General features: G+C 69.7%; 17 protein-coding genes. 9 read left to right on the top strand and 8 right to left on the bottom strand.

Annotated features, from left to right (window positions below; translation table 11 throughout):
• Positions 1-62 precede the first annotated feature (62 nt).
• From OG257_RS18295 to OG257_RS18280, 4 genes are all read right to left on the bottom strand, one after another.
• Complete coding sequence (locus OG257_RS18295; RefSeq protein WP_014047394.1) at positions 63-371, bottom strand: hypothetical protein; 309 nt, start codon at positions 369-371, stop codon at positions 63-65.
• 372 nt (positions 372-743) lie between these two features.
• Complete coding sequence (locus OG257_RS18290; RefSeq protein WP_329208788.1) at positions 744-1,361, bottom strand: DUF402 domain-containing protein; 618 nt, start codon at positions 1,359-1,361, stop codon at positions 744-746.
• Positions 1,358-2,260, bottom strand: coding sequence for an aldo/keto reductase (locus tag OG257_RS18285; RefSeq protein ID WP_329208787.1), 903 nt, complete (start codon positions 2,258-2,260; stop codon positions 1,358-1,360). Before OG257_RS18285 ends, OG257_RS18290 begins: the two co-directional genes overlap by 4 nt.
• A 112-nt stretch (positions 2,261-2,372) precedes the next feature.
• On the bottom strand, positions 2,373-3,767 hold the full coding sequence (locus OG257_RS18280; RefSeq protein ID WP_443054434.1) for a serine/threonine-protein kinase: 1,395 nt from the start codon (positions 3,765-3,767) through the stop codon (positions 2,373-2,375).
• 277 nt (positions 3,768-4,044) lie between these two features.
• Between OG257_RS18280 and OG257_RS18275 the strand changes: the two genes are divergently transcribed.
• On the top strand, positions 4,045-4,650 hold the full coding sequence (locus OG257_RS18275; RefSeq protein WP_329208786.1) for a dihydrofolate reductase family protein: 606 nt from the start codon (positions 4,045-4,047) through the stop codon (positions 4,648-4,650).
• 307 nt (positions 4,651-4,957) lie between these two features.
• Here OG257_RS18275 and OG257_RS18270 read toward each other — a convergent pair whose 3' ends face one another.
• Positions 4,958-6,544: an adenosine deaminase family protein gene (locus OG257_RS18270; protein ID WP_329215166.1), complete on the bottom strand. Its 1,587-nt coding sequence runs from the start codon at positions 6,542-6,544 to the stop codon at positions 4,958-4,960.
• Positions 6,545-6,656: 112 nt separating this feature from the next.
• The gene (locus tag OG257_RS18265) at positions 6,657-7,274 is read right to left on the bottom strand and encodes a histidine phosphatase family protein (RefSeq protein WP_329208785.1); all 618 of its coding nucleotides are present in this window, start codon (positions 7,272-7,274) and stop codon (positions 6,657-6,659) included.
• 236 nt (positions 7,275-7,510) lie between these two features.
• Here OG257_RS18265 and OG257_RS18260 point away from each other — a divergent pair, with 236 nt between their 5' ends.
• The 6 genes from OG257_RS18260 (at position 7,511) to OG257_RS18235 (ending at position 15,454) form a co-directional block, all read left to right on the top strand.
• Positions 7,511-7,891 carry a hypothetical protein gene (locus tag OG257_RS18260; protein ID WP_443054432.1) on the top strand — a complete coding sequence of 127 codons (381 nt, stop codon included), beginning with the start codon at positions 7,511-7,513 and terminating at the stop codon, positions 7,889-7,891.
• Entirely contained in the window at positions 7,888-9,678 is a 1,791-nt protein-coding gene (locus OG257_RS18255) for an alpha/beta hydrolase (protein WP_329208783.1), read from the top strand. The genes OG257_RS18260 and OG257_RS18255 overlap by 4 nt, the downstream gene beginning before the upstream one ends.
• Positions 9,679-9,695: 17 nt before the next feature.
• Positions 9,696-10,235: a hypothetical protein gene (locus OG257_RS37250; protein WP_443054430.1), complete on the top strand. Its 540-nt coding sequence runs from the start codon at positions 9,696-9,698 to the stop codon at positions 10,233-10,235.
• 115 nt (positions 10,236-10,350) lie between these two features.
• Positions 10,351-11,340: a C40 family peptidase gene (locus OG257_RS18245; protein WP_383187171.1), complete on the top strand. Its 990-nt coding sequence runs from the start codon at positions 10,351-10,353 to the stop codon at positions 11,338-11,340.
• 301 nt (positions 11,341-11,641) lie between these two features.
• Complete coding sequence (locus OG257_RS18240; RefSeq protein WP_329208780.1) at positions 11,642-12,376, top strand: phosphatase PAP2 family protein; 735 nt, start codon at positions 11,642-11,644, stop codon at positions 12,374-12,376.
• Positions 12,377-12,583: 207 nt separating this feature from the next.
• On the top strand, positions 12,584-15,454 hold the full coding sequence (locus tag OG257_RS18235; protein ID WP_329208779.1) for a tetratricopeptide repeat protein: 2,871 nt from the start codon (positions 12,584-12,586) through the stop codon (positions 15,452-15,454).
• A gap of 36 nt (positions 15,455-15,490) precedes the next feature.
• On the opposite strand, the gene OG257_RS18230 is transcribed toward OG257_RS18235, so the two are convergent.
• On the bottom strand, positions 15,491-15,691 hold the full coding sequence (locus OG257_RS18230) for a hypothetical protein (RefSeq protein WP_329208778.1): 201 nt from the start codon (positions 15,689-15,691) through the stop codon (positions 15,491-15,493).
• Between the two features lie 173 nt (positions 15,692-15,864).
• Between OG257_RS18230 and OG257_RS18225 the strand changes: the two genes are divergently transcribed.
• Both OG257_RS18225 and OG257_RS18220 read left to right on the top strand, forming a co-directional pair.
• Positions 15,865-16,749, top strand: a complete 885-nt coding sequence (locus tag OG257_RS18225) for a hypothetical protein (protein ID WP_329208777.1) — start codon at positions 15,865-15,867, stop codon at positions 16,747-16,749.
• A gap of 98 nt (positions 16,750-16,847) precedes the next feature.
• A complete protein-coding gene (locus OG257_RS18220) occupies positions 16,848-17,057 on the top strand; it encodes a hypothetical protein (RefSeq protein ID WP_329208776.1) in 210 nt (69 codons plus the stop codon).
• 66 nt (positions 17,058-17,123) lie between these two features.
• On the opposite strand, the gene OG257_RS18215 is transcribed toward OG257_RS18220, so the two are convergent.
• Positions 17,124-17,480: a metal-sensitive transcriptional regulator gene (locus OG257_RS18215; RefSeq protein WP_329208775.1), complete on the bottom strand. Its 357-nt coding sequence runs from the start codon at positions 17,478-17,480 to the stop codon at positions 17,124-17,126.
• Between the last annotated feature and the right edge of the window lie 150 nt (positions 17,481-17,630).

Below are 17,630 nucleotides of genomic sequence, written 5' to 3'. Positions count from 1 at the left end.
GCACGACGGACGGGTGGTGTGGGGTGGGCGGGACAGCCCAGGGCAGGGAGGCCGAAAGCGGGTCAGACAGCCATCCCGTACACAATCGTGAACAGGGTGCCGAGGGAGCCGATGATGAAGACTCCGGTCAGGCCCGCCACGATCAGGCCCTTGCCCTGTTCCGCGCTGAAGGTGTCGCGCAGGGCCGTCGCGCCGATGCGCTGCTTGGCCGCACCCCAGATCGCGATGCCGAGGCAGAGCAGGATGGCTACCGCCATCACCACCTCGATCATGATGCGTGCCTCGTTGCCCAGGGTCCCGAACGGCCCCCAGTTCGGGGCGATTCCGCCGATGATGGTGGTGATGTCGCCCTTTTCAGCTGCCAGGATCATGTAAGTCACCGCCCCTGATGGGTAGTTCGCCGCCCGTGCCGTACGGCACGGGTCGCCCTCTATCTTCGCTGATGAAACCGGCTCAGCACGACGCCTTCCCGCTCTCTTTACCCGGATCTCGCACGTTTGACCGGGGCGGCCGCCCTGACCTGCGGCTCGTACGGAGATCTGGGCGCATATGCATGGTTACTCTGTGTATCACGCGGTGTGACCGCTAGCAACGACGGTGGCCATGGGTTACGGGTGCGGTTGCAGCGTTCGCCGGTTGCGGAGTGTTCGTATGCGCTGTTCGAGAGCCGTGAGCGCGCCGGTGGCTTCCGGCCGACGCGTCATCAGGTGGCCTACGGGGAAGGGCTCGAGGTTCCCGCAGGATCAGAGGACCGTCCGGGCCGGGGCCGCGGCGAGGGGCGGGGTCGTCCAGTGCTTCGGCGGCCTGAAATCGCACCAGGAACCGTCGAACGGGAAGGTTCCCGCTTCGGCGAGCCCGGCCAGCCTCGCGCCCTCGGCGCGGATCGCTGCCGCCTCGTCGGCCGACCAGTAGGCGGGGTGCCCCGTCTTCTCGGCGAACGACCGCTCGTCCTTCCATTGCCAGGTGCGGTCCGGCGCCACGTTGATGTCGAGTTCATGGTCGGCGACGTCGATGTCCTCGCCGTGGTGGACGCGGTGCTCGAGGTTCACGTACCAGCCGCGGAACTTCTGCCGCCGCCCGAAGAACCAGAACACCGCGTGGCCCGCCCCGGCCGGCTGGTGGATGAGGGCACTGCCCATGGGCCACCTGCCGGCCTTCGCCGGATAGCCCCCGGCGGGACGGTCGTGCGGCGGGATGTCCCTGAGGTGGGCGCCGCCGGGCAGCTCCGTATGCCACATCGGGGTGCCGGTCTCCAGCCACACCAGCTGCCCCTCGTCCGTGCGTTCGACCAGGCGTACGGGGACGGAGGTGCTCAGGTGGCCGCCGATGAAGAAGTTCCATCGGAGGATCTGCCCGGTCATGCGGCGAGCAGGGCCAGCTCGTCGGTCGTCAGGCGCAGCGCACCGGCGGCCACGTTCTCGGTCAGGTGGTCGGGGTTGCCGGTGCCGGGGATGGCCAGCACGTGCGGTCCCTGGTGCAGGGTCCATGCCAGGCGCACCTGGGTCGGCGTCGCGCCGTGGTTGCGTGCGACCGTGAGCACCGCCTCGCCGTCGGCGGTGGTGGCTCCCGCCTCGCGCCCGGCACCGGCGATCGCATAGAACGGCACGAACGCGATGCCCTGCTCGCCGCAGTGGCGCAGAAGGGCGTGGTGCTCGGGCGGGGAGCCGATGCCGTACATGTTCTGGACGCAGACCACGGGTGCGATGGCCTGGGCCTCGGCGAGCTGTTCCGGCGAGGTGTTGGACATGCCCAGGTGGCGGATCAGCCCGGCCTCACGCAGTTCGGCCAGTGCCCCGAAGTGCTCGGCGACGGACGAGGACGTGTGGCTGCGGGCGATGCGCAGGTTCACCACGTCGAGGTGGTCGCGTCCGAGCTGGCGCAGGTTCTCCTCCACCTGCCCGCGCAGTTGGTCCGGGTCGGCCCATATCCACTCACCGGAGGGATCACGGCCCGGTCCGACCTTGGTGGTGATGACCAGGTCGTCGGTGTACGGGGCGAGCGCGCTGTTGATGAGCTCGTTGGCGGACCGCAGGGGCGAGAAGTAGAAGGCGGCGGTGTCGAAGTGGTTCACGCCGAGCTCGACGGCACGGCGCAGGACACGTATGGCCCGCCCCCGGTCGCCGGAGTCGCCGCGTGCGAAGGCCGGCCCGTTCTGCGGGAGGCGCATGGTGCCGAAGCCGATGCGGTTGACCGTCAGGTCACCGAGCTTCCAGGTGCCGGCCACGGACGCGTCGATCGTCTCTGAGGATGAGGTCATCATCGGATTCTGTCACCAGTCGGGCGGCCGGCTGGTGGTGTTGTGGGTCGAATGCGTAGGGGGTCAGCGGGACGGCCTGCCCTAGCGCACGTGGAGGCCGCCGCACCTTTCGCCTTCAGTCGGACCTGGGGCCCGTCAGCGGGACTCCGTGGCGACTGGCCAGGGCGCGAAGCGTGTCCGACAGCGGGGGCGCTTCGGCGGCCGGGTGGAGCAGACCCGTGTGGATTCGGGTGAAGCCCTTGGCCTCGCGGGCGAGGACCCACGTCGGGTGCTGGAAGCCCATGGGGAGTTGCTGCCCTGAGTTGAGCCGCAGGGTCAGCCAGGCTTCCTCGGCATCCAGCTCCAGGGCAGCGATGCCGGACCAGCGCAGCACGATCAGGTTGTCCGGGGCTCCCACCCCGATGCCCAGGTCGTTGACGAGGAGCCGTTCCTTGCCCGTGCTGGTCAAGCCGATGAAGCGTATGAGCACGAGGAACACACCGAAGACGCTCAGCCCCGTCACCGCGTCCGGCAGGTGGAAGACCGTGATGTTCAGTGTGGTCAGCGCGACGAGCAGAAGTATGTAGAGCAGGTTCCGCAGCACCTGCCGGTTCCAGTCCTTCGGGTCACGCTGATAGACGGCCACGGGCGACAGACCAGGGGGTACTGGGGGCGGCGCGGGCCGGGTCGCCGTCTCCGTAGGGGCGTGGGCGGAGCCGTCGGGAACCGGGGCGGTATGGTCGTCGGCTCCGCCGTTCGCACACAGGTCGAGCAACAACCGCGGAGACGGTCGCTGTTCGGGATTCTTGTGCAGGCATGCGCGCACCAGGGGCTGCAGCGCCTTCGGCACCGCTGACGTGTCGGCCTCCGTGTGTACAGCGGCGTACATCTGTCCGTACGCCTCGCCGTGCCCGAACGCGCTGCCGCCCGCCGCCGCGACCAGTACGGCGCCGAGAGCGAAGACGTCGCACGCGCCGGTGATGTCGCGGTGGCCCTGCACCTGCTCCGGCGCGACGAACCCGGGGGTGCCGATCACGCCGCCGTCGACGGTCAACCGCGTGCCTTCCAGCGGGCGGGCGATCCCGAAATCCAGGACGCGCGGCCCGTCCTCGGCGAGGACGATGTTGGCCGGCTTGAGATCGCGGTGCACGAGCCCGCAGGAGTGGATCGCCTCCAGTGCCTCGGCCAGCGCCGCTGCCAGAGCCCACAGCCTGGCCTCGCCCAACGGGCCGCGCTGCCGGATTTCGTCGGCAAGCGTCGGCCCTTTGACGAACGCACTGGCCATCCACGGCTCAGGCGCGTCAGGGTCGGCGTCCACCACGGCAGCCGTGTGGAAGCCGCCGACCCTGCGGGCGGCCTCGACCTCTTTGCGGAACCGGGTTCGGTACCGGGGGTCGGCCGCGTACTCGGGCCGGATCACCTTGATGGCGACCTCCCGTCCGCCACGCGAGCGCCCCAGATAGACCGAGCCCATGCCGCCGCTGCCTATCTCGCGCACGATCACGTAGTCCCCGATACGCGCCCTCGTCACGGCTCCCCCTCCGATGCCCGGCGCTTTGCTGGTTGTGCAGCAACTCATGTCACAGTAACGCCAGTTGGTCATTCACGTGTGTCCTTGGCGGGCGCTATGGCGCCGTGGTGGAACGGAGTGGCGAGGGTGGCGGACGGGGGGAGCTCACGGGGCCGGACGCGGGCAGCCTGATCGGCTTCAGCGGCATGGGTGTTTTCTCGTTACTCCGCAGCGTGGCCGATGAGTTTGTGGCTCCCGGCCGGTCCAAGCTCGTGTCACCCCAGGAAAGGACACCGCCATGTCGGAGCTTCTCGTCGACTTCATCACCTCCCTCGACGGCCACGCGTCGGGAGAGGGATGGCCCGGGTTCTGGGGCCTCGAGGGCCCGGAGTACCTCGCCTGGCTCGGTGAGCAGCCCGAGGTCACCTACCTGATGGGAGCCAACACCTACCGCCTCATGTCGGGCTTCGCCGCAGGCGAGGTCCCGCCTGGCCAGGACGAGTTCAGGCCCGAGGAAGAGGCGTCCGTCGACGAGCTCACGCAAGCGTCCAAGGTGGTGTTCTCCTCCTCACTCGAGGAGCCACTGACGTGGGCCAACTCCACGCTCGTCCGCGACGACGCCGTCGAGGCGGTCCGCGCCATGAAGTTGAGTGGCTCGGGGCTCCTCAGCACGATCGGCAGCCTCAGCCTGTGCCGGTCCCTGCTACGGGCCGGACTCGTCGACCGCTTCCGGGTCGTGATGTTCCCGGTGATCACCGGGGCCACGGGCGAGGAACGCATCTACGACGGCTATCCGGACATTGCCCTCGAGATGATCGGGCACCGCACCTTCGACGGCCGCATCCAGCTGGTCGAGTACAAGCCCCGCGTACTCGAGCACCCACCGCTCGGCGTCCCTGCTTGACGTCGCACAGGGCGCCGGCCAGCGTCAAAACGCCCGGTCCACCTCACCCCGAGCCGTCGCAGGTCAACCCATGTACGCCCTCGCCCTCCTCGGCCGCAGTCTCCGCAGAGAACCACCATGGACGCGCCGGCGTGGATGCCGCGGTCGGCTGCGGCGAACCGGGGCTCGTGCGCCGCGTCCGCCGCATGCTCCACTCGGAAGAGCCCGAACCGTGCGACGACCCCTGGGCCCCACTGCCCAGAACGACGACGGGCGTCCCTCAACCACGTCGCCCGCACACCTGCCCGCGTTCCGTGCGTGGGGGCGCTCAGTCGGCGTGCCGGGCCTCGAACGCCCGGAAGGACCGCTCCTGGCGGGCCTCCAGCCGCGCTTTCGGGCTGTCCGCGAGCAGTCGTGCGCAGCGCGTCGACTCCAGGGACCGGCACTCATCGACCAGCCGGAAACCCTTGCGTACGGGGTCGGGACGCCACAGGCTGCGGCCCGGCAGGAAGGCGTACTCCAGAGACGCCCGGGCCAGGTCCTTGAGTTCGGGATAGCCGAGCCCGTAGGTGCGGGCCGCGCGGCGGTACTCATGGCTGATGTCGGTGCGTGACACGCCGGGATCGTCCGTGGCCAGCACCACGGGGACTCCGTACGCCCGGTACACCGGGAACGGGTGTTCCTTTCCCTCCACCTGGAGGATCTGCGCGTTGCTGGTCAGCGGCACCTCCACGGCGATCTGCCGGCGGGCCATGTCGTGGACGAGACGCGGCCAGTTGTCCTCGTGCACGAGGTCGACGCCGTGTCCGATCCGCTCGGCCCGCCCTGTGCGTACGGCGTCATTGATGTGGAAGGTCAGGTCTTCGGGCTTCACCAGGCCGGGCACCAGTTCGCCGGCGTGCAGGGTGATGTGGGCGCGCGGGTAGACCGTGTGCAGGTAGTTCAGCATGCGCATGTGGAGGCGGTAGTCGCGCAGCGAGATCTCGGCGTCCTCCGGCTGGACCAGGTTCACCGCGAGGAACCGCTGGTCGTGCTCGGCCAGGCGCAGTCCCAGGGCGATCTGGGTGAAGACGTACTCCGGAGCGTTGTCGCGCAGCACCTGGAAGATCCTGCGCACCGTGACCCGGCAGCCCGGAGCGGGGCGGCTGCTCCCGCAGTGCGCGGTCTCGCGGAACTCGGCGTCGTCCGTGTCCGACTCCTGCTCGGCGGCGGTGACGAGTCGGTCCAGCCGTCCTCCGGCGAGCAGTTCGCGGTGCAGGGCGGCGAGGTCCGGATCCCAGCCGACATCGGTCGCGAGCTCCCTCGTGGCGGCCGCGACGGGGGTGACCATGGTCTCCAGGTACGACTGGTTCTGTACGGCGGCGGTGCCCGTCACATCGGCCAGCAGCTTTCCCGTGTGTGCGGTCGCGGCGCCGAACTTGCCGAACGTGGCGAAGAAGTGGTCGTGCCCCGATTCCCCCTCCGGGAAGTCCTGCATGGACCAGGCGCGGATGACGGACTGCCGGAACCCGGCATCCGTGAGCGCGTCGGCAGCCGGCCGGGTGCCGGGGCCGCACGGTGGGGCGACGGCGGTCAGGGTGGCGTCGATGCAGAGGCCGTCGTCGGCGGCGAGCTGGACGAGGTACTCGGTCCGCACCGCACCGGAGAGGTGATTGTGCAGGTCACCGCCCTTGGGCAGGTCCCGGAAGAACCTGTCGGCCGCCCCCTCGCCCTCCCCGTGGGCGTCCAGCCATGCGGCGGTGCGGGTCTCGGCGGCGGTCGTGGGCCGGGGCGGTGCGGGAGCGGCCGTGGCGGCGGCCCGTGCCGGCGGTCCGGCGGGCAGCGACGAGACGAGGGCTGCCGCGGCGAGCCCTGCGGTCATCAGCAACCGGCGGGCGCGCGATGGAGTGCGCTGGAGGGAGATCACGTGGTGCATGGTCACGAAGTCCGCGGTGCGCCAACCCGTACTGGGTGCGCAGCGCTCGATAATCCATCCGTCCGGGGGAGCCGAGGGGCGACCATCCGCTGTGCCCGGCTCAACACGGAGCTCAGAGGCGGAGCTCCGGCGGGAAGCCGGTCCAGCGGAGCTCGGCGGGAAGGTGACCCATGTCGTTCACCATGACCACGGCGGCCGGCCGGCCGGGCGTGTAACGGATGACGGTCAGCGCCGCGTTGGAGTGGTTCAGGCCCATCCAGCGCCAGGCGGGGGCGTCGAGGGCGTCCCGTACGAACCAGGCGGCCAGGAACGCGTGGGTGACGACCAGTTCATGGCGGGGTTCGTCACCGTCGACGGGCCCGGTGAACCGTGCCGCAGCGGCACGGGCCAGCTCCGGGCCGCGGTCACGCTCCTCGGCGGGGAACTGCTCCACGAACGCGAGGAGCCGGTCCGCCGACTCGGGCGGGAGCTCGTCCCGCTGCGGGAGGTACGGGAGGTAGTCCCCGGCCGGTTCGCAGGCGTGCAGGGGGACGTCTTCGAGCTGGTCGCGGATCAGCCGGGCGGTCTGCGCGGCGCGGGGGAGCGGGCCGTGATGGATCGCGGAAATGGGGCTGCCCCGGAGGCGCTCGCCGAGCAGCGCCGCCTGACGCCGCCCGTTCGCCGTCAGCTCGGACTCGTCCGGCGAAGCCTCGCCGTGGCGGGCGAGGTAGAGGTAGCGGGTTGCGGTCACGGTGCGGTCCTTCTCGCTGCGGCACGGATCCTGCGGACGCGGTGGTGGACGTTGCGGGGGATCACCTTGGTTCCGCGGCCGGACCGCACTCCCGGATCGACTCGTCGCGCGTTCGGGTGAATGCCGGGGGCGGTGGTGCCTTGGGGGCCCGGGGCGGAGGGCTTCGGCGGGGAGTTGGCCCGGCGTGTCGCGTACGCCGGGTTTGGCACAGTGCCGCTCCATGATCGAGGAGCGGGGTGAGGGGTGTGGCCGGGGTGCAAGGGCTCAGTGATCCGGTGGGTCCGGCGGGTGGTGGCGGTCGGGAGCAGCTGAGGCACAGCGACGGGCCGTGGCTGCGGGCCGCGGGGGGCGCGGAGGCGCTGCGTACGCACCTGGGTCCCGTGCCCTCGGAGCTGGCGCTGGCGCACCAAGGGCTGACGGCGGGAGCCGGTGACCTGTCGGCGCTGGCCGAACTCGGCACCGTACGGACGTCGTGGGAGCGGCGGATCACGGCGGCACAGGGCGAGTGCGCGAGCCTCGCGGGCAAACTGCGGGCCGTCGCGCGGATCCAGGGCGCGACGAACGAGGCCGTGAGGTCGTCCTTCGCACCGGCGTCAGGCAAGGCCGGGGCTCAGTGAAGAAGACGTCGGGACTGACCTGGGCGGCGTTACGGGACCTGAAATGCGCCGAACTGGAAGGGGCGGCCGACGGTTGGGGCCGCGCGAGCAACCGTGCCGACGCGGCCCGCGACCGGATCGACAAGCAGCTCCTGAACGGGCTGCGCGACACGCAGCAGGGCGAGGCGGCGGACTCGGCGGTGGCGCGGCTGCGGCAACTGAGCCGGAACTTCCAGTACGTGTACACGGAGTGCGGGCTGCTCCGTACGACGCTGAACAGCCTGGCCCACGAGATGAAGGCGCAGCAGCGGGTGCTGGCGGATGCGCTGGACGATGCGGCTGCTCTGAAGTTCACGGTGCACCCGGACGGTTCGGTGACATACCCGGCGGCCGGCGAGGGACTGATCGACGGCAAGCCGCTCCGGGGCGGTACGGCGTCGTCGGGCGGTCTGCCGGGGCTGATGGCGCCGTCGGGGCTCGTCGCGCCGAACCCGAACACGGCGAAGGCGCAGGACATCGCGGACCGAGTGGCGGGGGCGGTGCGGGCGGCGGCCGAGGTCGACTGGCGGTACGCGGGGATCCTGCGGCGCCTGAAGGCCGAAGAAGGCCTGAAGGTCCCGGACTCGACGTGGAAGGACGCGGCGGGGGACGCGGCGGCGGTCCGGGACGCGGCGAGGTCGTACCTGAGGAACGGCATCCCGCAGGACGCGACCCCGGCCGAACGGCACGCGTGGTGGGCGGGCCTGACGCAGGAACAGCGCGAGGAGTACCTGGCGGTGTACCCGGACCGGATCGGCAACCTGGACGGGATCCCGGCGGTCGTGAGGGACGCGGCGAACCGGGACAACCTGCAGCTGCTGATCGGGAAGCTGGAAGGGAGGGACGACGACAGGTCGGTGACGCAGCTGGCGGGGCTGCGGGAGATCGATCGGCAGTTGCAGGCGGCTCCGAAGCCGGGGGAGCCACCGATGTTTTTGCTCGGAATCAGCGATGAGGGCAACGGGAGGGCGATTGTCTCGTATGGCAACCCGGATACAGCTAGGAACGTATCGACATATGTGCCTGGGCTGAATACATCCTTGGATGAAGATTTCGCGAAGAATGATCTTAAGCGAGCCCTTGATACTGCTAAAGGAGCCCGATATCACGATCCTTCCAGTGCGGCAATCGTCTGGCTTGGATACGACGCACCGCAGGCGCCAGACGGTTTGCGCAGTTTGGCTGTCTCAGGTGAGGAGAGCGCGGAGGCAGGTGGGAGGTCTCTCAATGGATTCATGAGTGGGATGCTTGCCACGAATGAGAGCGGGGATCCCCACTTCACTGCGATTGGGCATTCGTACGGGTCGCGAACCGTAGGTGCAGCAACGCAGAACGACGGGGGGATCCCGGGAGTCGACGACATTGTTCTGGTAGGAAGTCCCGGGGTCGGAGTTGATCGTGCAGAGGATCTTGGGGTGGGGAAGGGGCACGTCTTTGTCGGCGCGGCAGAGAATGATGTCGTGACCAAACTGCCGTCCAAACAGCAGGCCGCCGTCGGTGCAGCGGCCGGGCCCTTCGCCTATGTAGTGGGAGACATTGCCGACCAGGGAGATGACGATCTCTGGTTTGGCAAGGACCCGGCAAGCGAGGCGTTTGGCGCCAAGCGCTTTCGCGTTGATGACGGGCCGCATGTTGTGGGTGCCGGCGGGTTTTCCATCGATGCGCATTCTCAGTATTTCGACCCGGCCAGAGATTCGGCGTCAGCGCACAGTATTGCTCTGATTGCGGCGGGGCGTTCCGAAAAAGTCAAGGCTGAGGAGTATCGATAGTGCGCAGATTTAATAGAATGGTTGCCGCTCTAGTTGTATTTGTAGTGATTTCAGGGTGTGCGAGAGGTGCTCACCCGTTTGGTGGGAGCGAGAGAGTCAATATGGACATGCAGGAAGCTGCCGAGCGAGCTGACGGAATTCTGGACGGCGTCCTGGAGGAAATTGATCCAGAAGTTAAGTGGACGCACGATACAACTAGCGTTGGCAGCTGTGACGTAACCCGAAGGCGCGCAGTCATGACCATCGTGTCCGCGGATCGTCGAGGCAGTTTCCTAGGTGTAGTGGATCGCTCCTGGCGAAAGAGTGGGTACAGGATCAAGTCCATCAACAATGATCCAGAAGTGCCAGCAATCTTCGCGCAGACGAAGGACGGCTTCGGGGTCAGCCTGATCGTCGGAGGCGAAGGGCAAGTGTTCTTCGAGGTCGACAGCCCCTGCGTACAGGAATCAGACGTCGCCGAGTCCACCACCGAGCCGACCGCGCCCACCTACGAGGGCATGGAGCACATCCCCCGCCCCAACATCCGCTCCCCCTTCTGGTCCGCCGGCGCCCCCTGACCCCCCGTAACCGCCCCTGACGCCCCCTCATGCCCCCATCCACCCGTACACACCAGCGAATCGCGTCGTGAACCCCGCCCGAATGGGGGATGGTTGTGGGGTGCGGAAATACTGGGTGTTCCTCGGCGGCGGCATCGGGCTGGGCCTGTGCTTCATCGCTCTGCTCGTCGTGGGTACGTACTCCGCCGCCGCCGGTATCTCGGGGGCGAGCGGTGCCGTAGGGCTGGCCAAGGGGGCCGTTCCCGCGCGGTATCAGCCGCTCGTGGAGAAGTGGGGCAACCTCTGCCCGGCCATCAACCCCGCCCTGCTGGCCGCCCAGCTGTACCAGGAGAGCGGCTGGAACCCCCGTGCCCAGAGCCATGCCGCGGCGCAGGGCATCGCGCAGTTCATCCCCGGCACCTGGGCCGCGCACGGTGTCGACGGGGACAACGACGGGGACCGGGACGTATGGGATCCGGCGGATGCGATTCCGTCCGCCGCTTCGTACGACTGCGAACTCGCCGGGTACGTCAAGAAGGTGCCGGGCGATCCGACCGACAACATGCTCGCCGCCTACAACGCCGGGGCCTACCGGGTGATCCGGTCCGGCGGGGTTCCCGCGATCTCCGAGACGCAGAATTACGTCAAAATCATCCGGTCGCTGGAGAAGAGTTTCGCCAGGCCCGTCGGCCGGGTCGCGCCGTCGCAGCAGGCGGCCGGGGCGATCTACTTCGCGCAGAAGAAGCTCGGTACGCCCTACCTCTGGGGCGGCAACGGAACGGCGGATCAGGGTGGCCGGTTCGACTGTTCGGGGCTGACGCAGGCCGCGTACCGGACCGTCGACATCGAGCTGCCGCGTGTGGCGAATGATCAGTACAACGCCGGTCCGCACCCCTCGCGGGACGAGTTGCTCCCCGGTGACCTGGTGTTCTTCTCGGACGACCTGAACAACTCGCGGGCCATCCGGCACGTGGGGCTCTACGTCGGAGGCGGGTACATGATCAACGCGCCGTTCACCGGAGCCGTGATCCGGTTCGACAAGATCGACACCCCTGACTACTTCGGTGCGACAAGAGTCACAGAGGATGGAGCCGCGGCTCTTCCGACCGCCCTCCCGCAGGGCTGACGGACCGTGGACCGTGGCCGGAACTCTCCGTGAAGCCTGGGCCCTGAGCAGCGACGATGAGTCACTCTTCGATAACGTCATGGTGATCATTCGGTGGAGAGTGGAACGTACGCAGCGAACAGGCCGTTCCCTGGACTGGGACAGCATGCGCACTGACCATGCGGCACTGGCCAGGACAGTCACGCGGCATGGCGCCGACGGCGTCACGCAGTACTGAATCGCACCGACCACGGGGGTCCGACCAAAGGCGACGCACAGCGCTGTGCGTCGCAGCAGCAGACAAGGCAAGGGGCCGCAGCAGATGGCTGGACTCGCACTCGATGGGTCGAACCCCGACGTCAGCCTGCTCTACGACATCAACGGGCTGGCGAAGGCCGCTCCTGCCTGGTTCGACCGGGTCATGGAGTTCGTCGGTGAATACGGGATCATGCTCGGCATGGTCCTGGTGGTCCTGTGGTGCTGGTGGAGCGTGCGCCGACGCGGGACCGCCGACGATTCGGTGACGGCGGTCGCCGGGCTCGTGTGGGCACCCCTCGCGGCCGGCATCGCCCTGCTCGTGAACATCCCCATCCGGGGTTTCGTGGAGCGGCGGCGTCCGTTCTACGACCACGAGGGACTTGATGTCCTGGTGGCGGGCAAGACCGACTTCTCCTTCGTGAGCGACCACGCGACGATGGCGATGGCGATCGCGGTGGGGCTCTTCGTGGCCAACCGGAAGTTCGGCCTGGCAGCGATCGCGCTGGCGCTCCTGGAGGGCTTCTGCCGTGTCTACATGGGCGTGCACTACCCGACCGATGTGATCGGCGGCTTCGCTCTCGGTACGTCGGTGGCTCTGCTGCTCTCCCCGCTGGCGATGATGCTGCTGACTCCGCTGGTGACGGCCGTGTCGCGTTCCGGGTCGGTCGGGTGGCTCGTCCGCTCGCGCCGGCCGGTGGCCTCCTCGGCCGACGACCTGGGTGAGTCGCGCGGGATTCCCGAGCCGCGTCCCGGCTCGGGGCGTGGTGCCTCGCCCGACGAGAAGGACCTCGCCGCGTAGAGCGGGACCGCGCAGTGCGGTGTGGTGTTCGACGGCCGCAGAGAGGTGCCCCGCACGGGGTGTCCCTCTGCGGCCGTTCATCGTTGTCCGGTGTTCCTGCGGGCGTGTTGACGGGGCATCATGTTCACCATTCGGGGGTGATGCGGTGTGGCTGGGCGTCGGCCGTCACGGCAGGAAGTCAATCGGCGGCACGGGCGTGCGGGGTTCGTGGGGCGCCGCGGTGAGCTGGCGGTCTTCCGGGAGACCTTCGCCCGCGATCCGGAAGAGGTGGACTTCCCGTTCCTGTTCCATGTGCGCGGCAACGGCGGCGTGGGCAAGTCGACCCTCGTACGGCAGTGGGAGGCCGCGGCGCGCGAGCAGGCCTCGGTGGTCACGGCGTTCGTCGACGACGATGTGCACGACGCGCTCGAGGCGATGGAGACGGTCAGTGCCCGGCTCGGTCAGCAGGGGCACCCGCTGAAGCGGTTCGACAAGCAGTTGGCGATCTACCGTCAGCGCCGGCACCAGGCCGAGAACGCGGCTCCCGCTCCGCAGGCCGCCCCGGGTGAGCCGGGTGCGGCGGAGTCCGTACCTGCCGCCTCGCCGTCGAGCACGGTGGCCGCGCAGGTGGGTCTGGTCGGGCTCGGGATGCTGCCCGGTGTCGGGGCGTTCGTCGGTGCGGTCGATCCGCAGCAGGTGGCGCTGGGCGCCGACCGGATGCGGACGATGCTGAACATGCGGCTGCGCAGCCACGACGATGTGCAGCTGGTGATGAATCCGGTGGCGAGTCTCGCCCCGGTCTTCCTGGAGGACCTGGCGGACGTCTCCGAGCGGTGCGAGCGGGTGGTGCTGTTCTTCGACGTGTACGAGCGGACCGGACCGGTGCTCGACGCCTGGCTGCGGAGCATCGTCTTCGGCGAGGAGTACGGGGGCCTGCCGGTCAATGTGCAGGTCGTGCTGTCCGGGCAGCTGCGCCTGGACGCCCGGGTCTGGGGCGACTGGCTGGGGCAGGTCACCGAGGTGCGCCTGGAGGTGTTCACCGAGGAGGAGGCCCGTACGCTCCTCGCCGCGCACGGCGTCGCCGACGAGCCCAGCGTCGAGCTGGTCCTGCGCCTGTCCGGGCGGCTTCCGCTGCTGGTCGACATGCTGGCCCGGAGCGATCCGGGCACGGGCGACAGCATCGGTGATCCGTCCGAGACGGCGGTCGAGAGGTTCCTGCGGTGGGAGCCGGACGCGGAGCGCCGTGAGGCGGCGCTGGCCTGCGCGCTGCCCTTGCAGTTGAACGAGGACATCTACCGTTCCGCCGTTCCGGAAGCCGCTGCCGAGGGTTACCCGTGGCTCCGCGGCCTGGCCTTCGTCTCCTCGCAGGCGGGCCGGTGCCGCTACCACGACGTCGTGCGGGCCGCGATGCTGCGCCTGCAGCGCACCCGGTCCCCCTCCCGGTGGCAGCAGGCGCACACGCGCCTCGCCGACATGTTCGAGCAGTGGCGGCTGGCGGCGGAGGCCGATCTCGGTACCGGGACCGACGGGCACTGGGAGGACGCCGCCTGGCGCGAGCACCGGCTCAACGAGACGTACCACCGGCTGTGCGCGAACCCGCGTACCGCGCTGCCGGACGCCCTCCACCAGGCGGTCCACGCCGTCGATCTCGACCTGGCGACGCTGCGCCGCTGGGCCCAGATCCTCGGCCAGGCCGGGGACGACACCGGGGCCGCCGCCCTCACCTCCTGGGGGCAGCGCCTGGAAGCCGCGGGGGAGCAGGACGCGGCAGGCCTCGCCGTGCTGACGCTGCTGCTGGCCGCGTCCGAACTGGACCCGGACGGACGGAGTCTGGCGTACCGTGTCCGCTCCCGCGAGCATCGGGCGGTGGGTGACCACGAGAGCGCGCTGGCGGACTGCGCAGCGGCCCTGGGCCTCGCGCCGGACACCGCGCGCAACTACGCGGCGCGCGGTGAGACGTACCGGCTCATGGGCCGGTACGAGGAGGCCCTGGCCGACTGCACCCGTGCGATCGAGCTCGAACCCGACTACGAGTGGGCCGTCGCGAGCCGCGGCCAGACGTACTTGGCCATGGGGCGGCACGAGGAGGCTCTGGCCGACTACACCCGTGCGATCGAGCTCGACCCCGGGTATGAGTGGGCCGTCGCCAGCCGCGGGGAGACGTACCGGCGCATGGAGCGTTTCGACGAGGCTCTGGCCGACTTCTCGCGTGCCGTCGAACTCGACCCCGGGTACGCCTGGGCCCTGGGCAGCCGCGGGCTGACCTACCAGGTGCTGGAGCGGTACGAGGACGCGCTCGCCGAGTTCTCGCGTGCCCTCGACATCAACCCCGGCTATGCCTGGGCCCTGGGCAGCCGCGCGCAGACGTACCAGGCGATGGGGCGTCACGAGGAGGCGCTCGCCGAGTACACCCGCGCGATCGAGCTCGACCCCGACTATGCGTGGGCCTTCGCCAACCGCGGTGAGACGTACCGGGAAACGGCCCGTTTCGACGAGGCACTGGCCGACTACACGCGTGCCCTCGACATCAACCCCGGCTATGCCTGGGCCCTGGGCAGCCGCGCGCAGACGTACCAGGCGACGGGACGTCACGAGAAGGCCCTGGCCGACTACACCCGTGCCCTCGATGTCGCCCCGCGCTCCGAATGGATCATCAACGGCCGCGCCCAGGTCCTTCTGCTCATGGGCCGCCATGACGAGGCGCTCGCCGATTGTGTCCGGGGCCTCGGCCTCGACTCCGAGGACGGCTGGAACCTGGGTCTGCATGCCGTGGCTCTGCGCATGACCGGTGATGAGGAGGCGGCCACGGAGCAGTTCCGGCGCGCTGTCCGGGTGTCCGCGGCCGGGGCGGAGGGTGAGGGCCCGAAGGCTGCGTGGGCGCACGAGTGCCTGTTCGTCATGACCTGCGCGCTGCCGGACCCGGACGGGGCCGCCGCGCTGTTCGACGCCCTGCTCGACCGTGCGCCCGCCCGGAACCTGATCCAGGAGTTGGCGGAGGACCTGGCTCTCCTCCGGAAGCTCCTGCCGGAGACAGGTCCGGACACGGACGCCTTCGTGCGGCGGCTGGAAGAGATCCTCGAGCGTCCGGCCACCCCTTAGCCGGGGACGTTTCCCACCGGCACCCACCGGCACTCCTCAGAGACCGGGCGCCTCTGGGCGGCCCGGCGCGGCGCTGTGGTGTTCGGCGTCGGTGCGGGCCCGGTCGCGCGAGCGTCTGGCCGGTCCCGACCAGCCGCAGGTGCAGCGGGCCAGGCAGAACGAGCCTCGTTCGACGGTGGTGGTGGTGTGTGCCGGGGCGGGGGCTTGGACGGCGGAGTCCGGGGGGTCCTCATACACGCGTCCACGGTACTGGGGCCGGCCGGCGACCGTCTGCGGGTGGGCCGATCGGCTTCCCTGAGCCCCCGGGTGGGGTGGGGCGGGCCCTTGTGGCGTGACGGGGCGCCCCGGTGGTCGTTAGGCGAGGCGGGCGGGAGCTCGGTCAGGGGTACGTCGTTGGGGGTTGGCAGGCGATGGTGGTGCAGCAGCACAGGTGCGGAGGCGGGGCACTGGCTGTGTGCGCCCTGGCCGTGGCGGGTGTGATGGCGGTGAGCACCGGGTGCTCCGGCAGGAGCGGCGGTGACGGGGCCGGCGAGCGGTCCGTGGCCGGTGACGGCGGACCCGCCGGCACCCCGGCGGCCGTGGTCCGGCGGGCCGCCGACCGGCTGACCGCAGCGGGCAGCGCCGGGACGCGTACGTCGATGGAGACCGCGGCCGGCGGGACGCGGGTGACGATCCGGGGCCAGGGAGCGTACGACTTCCGCAGGCAGCTGGGCCGGATCAAGGTGGTACTGCCGAAGGACGCCGCAGGGGCGGCCGGGCACCGGCCGATCACGGAGCTGCTGGCGCCCGGGGCGCTCTACATGAAGAACCGCGGTGCCGGAGTGCCCGACGACAAGTGGGTCAGGATCGACACGACGGCCCTGGAGGACGGCAACCTCGTCACGGGCGGCGTCACCGATCCGATGGCCGCCGCCGAACTGCTGCGCGGGGCGGGCGAGGTGACGTACGTGGGGAGGACGGAGCTCGCCGGGGTGGCGGTCCGCCACTACCGGGGGACCTCTGACATCGGGCGGGCGGCGGTGGTGGCGTCGCCGTCCTCGCGCGGCGCGCTGGCGGCCGCGGCGAAAGGGTTCAGCACGGACGCGGTGCCGTTCGACGTGTACCTCGACGACAAGGGACTGCTGCGGAAGGTGCGCCACCGCTTCAGCTTCGCCTCGGAGGGACCGGCGGTGTCGGTGGTGTCGACGATGCTGCTGTACGGGTTCGGGGCACCGGTCGCCGTGGAGCTTCCGCCCGCCGGGGACATCTACACGGGCAGCATCCAGCAGGGGCGGGGTGGCCCGGAAACACCGTAGGGAGGGGGCTGAAATGGTCCGTCCGTGCCATGCGCGGTGAGTGTTGCGCTGCCTACCCTAGGAAGTCGGTGCGCCAGGGTCGGCGACGGCAGAGAGAGGTGACGCAGGTGGTGACGCTCAGCGCTCCGAACGCTCAGGACTGTGTGGCTCTCGCCGAGATCGAACTGTGCGGCGAGCTCATGATCGCGGCTTCGGCCACGTGTGAGGACCGGCTGAGTCCGGACCGCATCGACGAGGTGCTCAACGTCACGACGGCCCTGGCCGAGCGGCCGCCGACGATCCCCCGGCAGTGCACCCACGGGGGATGAGCTCCGGCTCCGCCGCTGTCGGACATCTCACGGACCTTGTCGGAGCCCCATACGTTTCCGGCCACCTCAGGTGCGCAGGAGGCGGGCGATCGCCTTCGTGGCCTCCTCGACCTTCGCGTCGATCTCCGCTCCGCCCTTGACCGCGGCATCGGCGACGCAATGGCGCAGATGCTCCTCCAGTAGCTGGAGCGCGAAGGACTGCAGTGCCTTCGTGGACGCCGAGACCTGGGTGAGTATGTCGATGCAGTAGATGTCCTCGTCCACCATGCGCTGCAGGCCACGGACCTGGCCCTCGATGCGGCGCAGCCGCTTCAGGTGCTCGTCCTTCTGGTGGTGGTAGCCGTGGATGCCGCGGTCATGGTCGGTGACGACCTCTTCCGTACCGGCTGCGTCGGCTGATTCAGTGGCCTCGGTCGTCGTCATGGGGTCCTCCCGTTGTCCTCTTGCTCTGCGTCCGTAGACCTGTCTGCCCGGTCTGTATACCCCTGCCGGGTATATCGTAACGAATCCAGCCGAAACGTGACCGGGGGGCCGTGCTGATCACTGTGCCCGATGCGCGACACTGAATAACGC

This window comes from Streptomyces sp. NBC_00683 (assembly GCF_036226745.1).
Taxonomy (GTDB): Bacteria; Actinomycetota; Actinomycetes; order Streptomycetales; family Streptomycetaceae; genus Streptomyces.
This window is presented reverse-complemented; position numbering and strand designations above follow the sequence as displayed.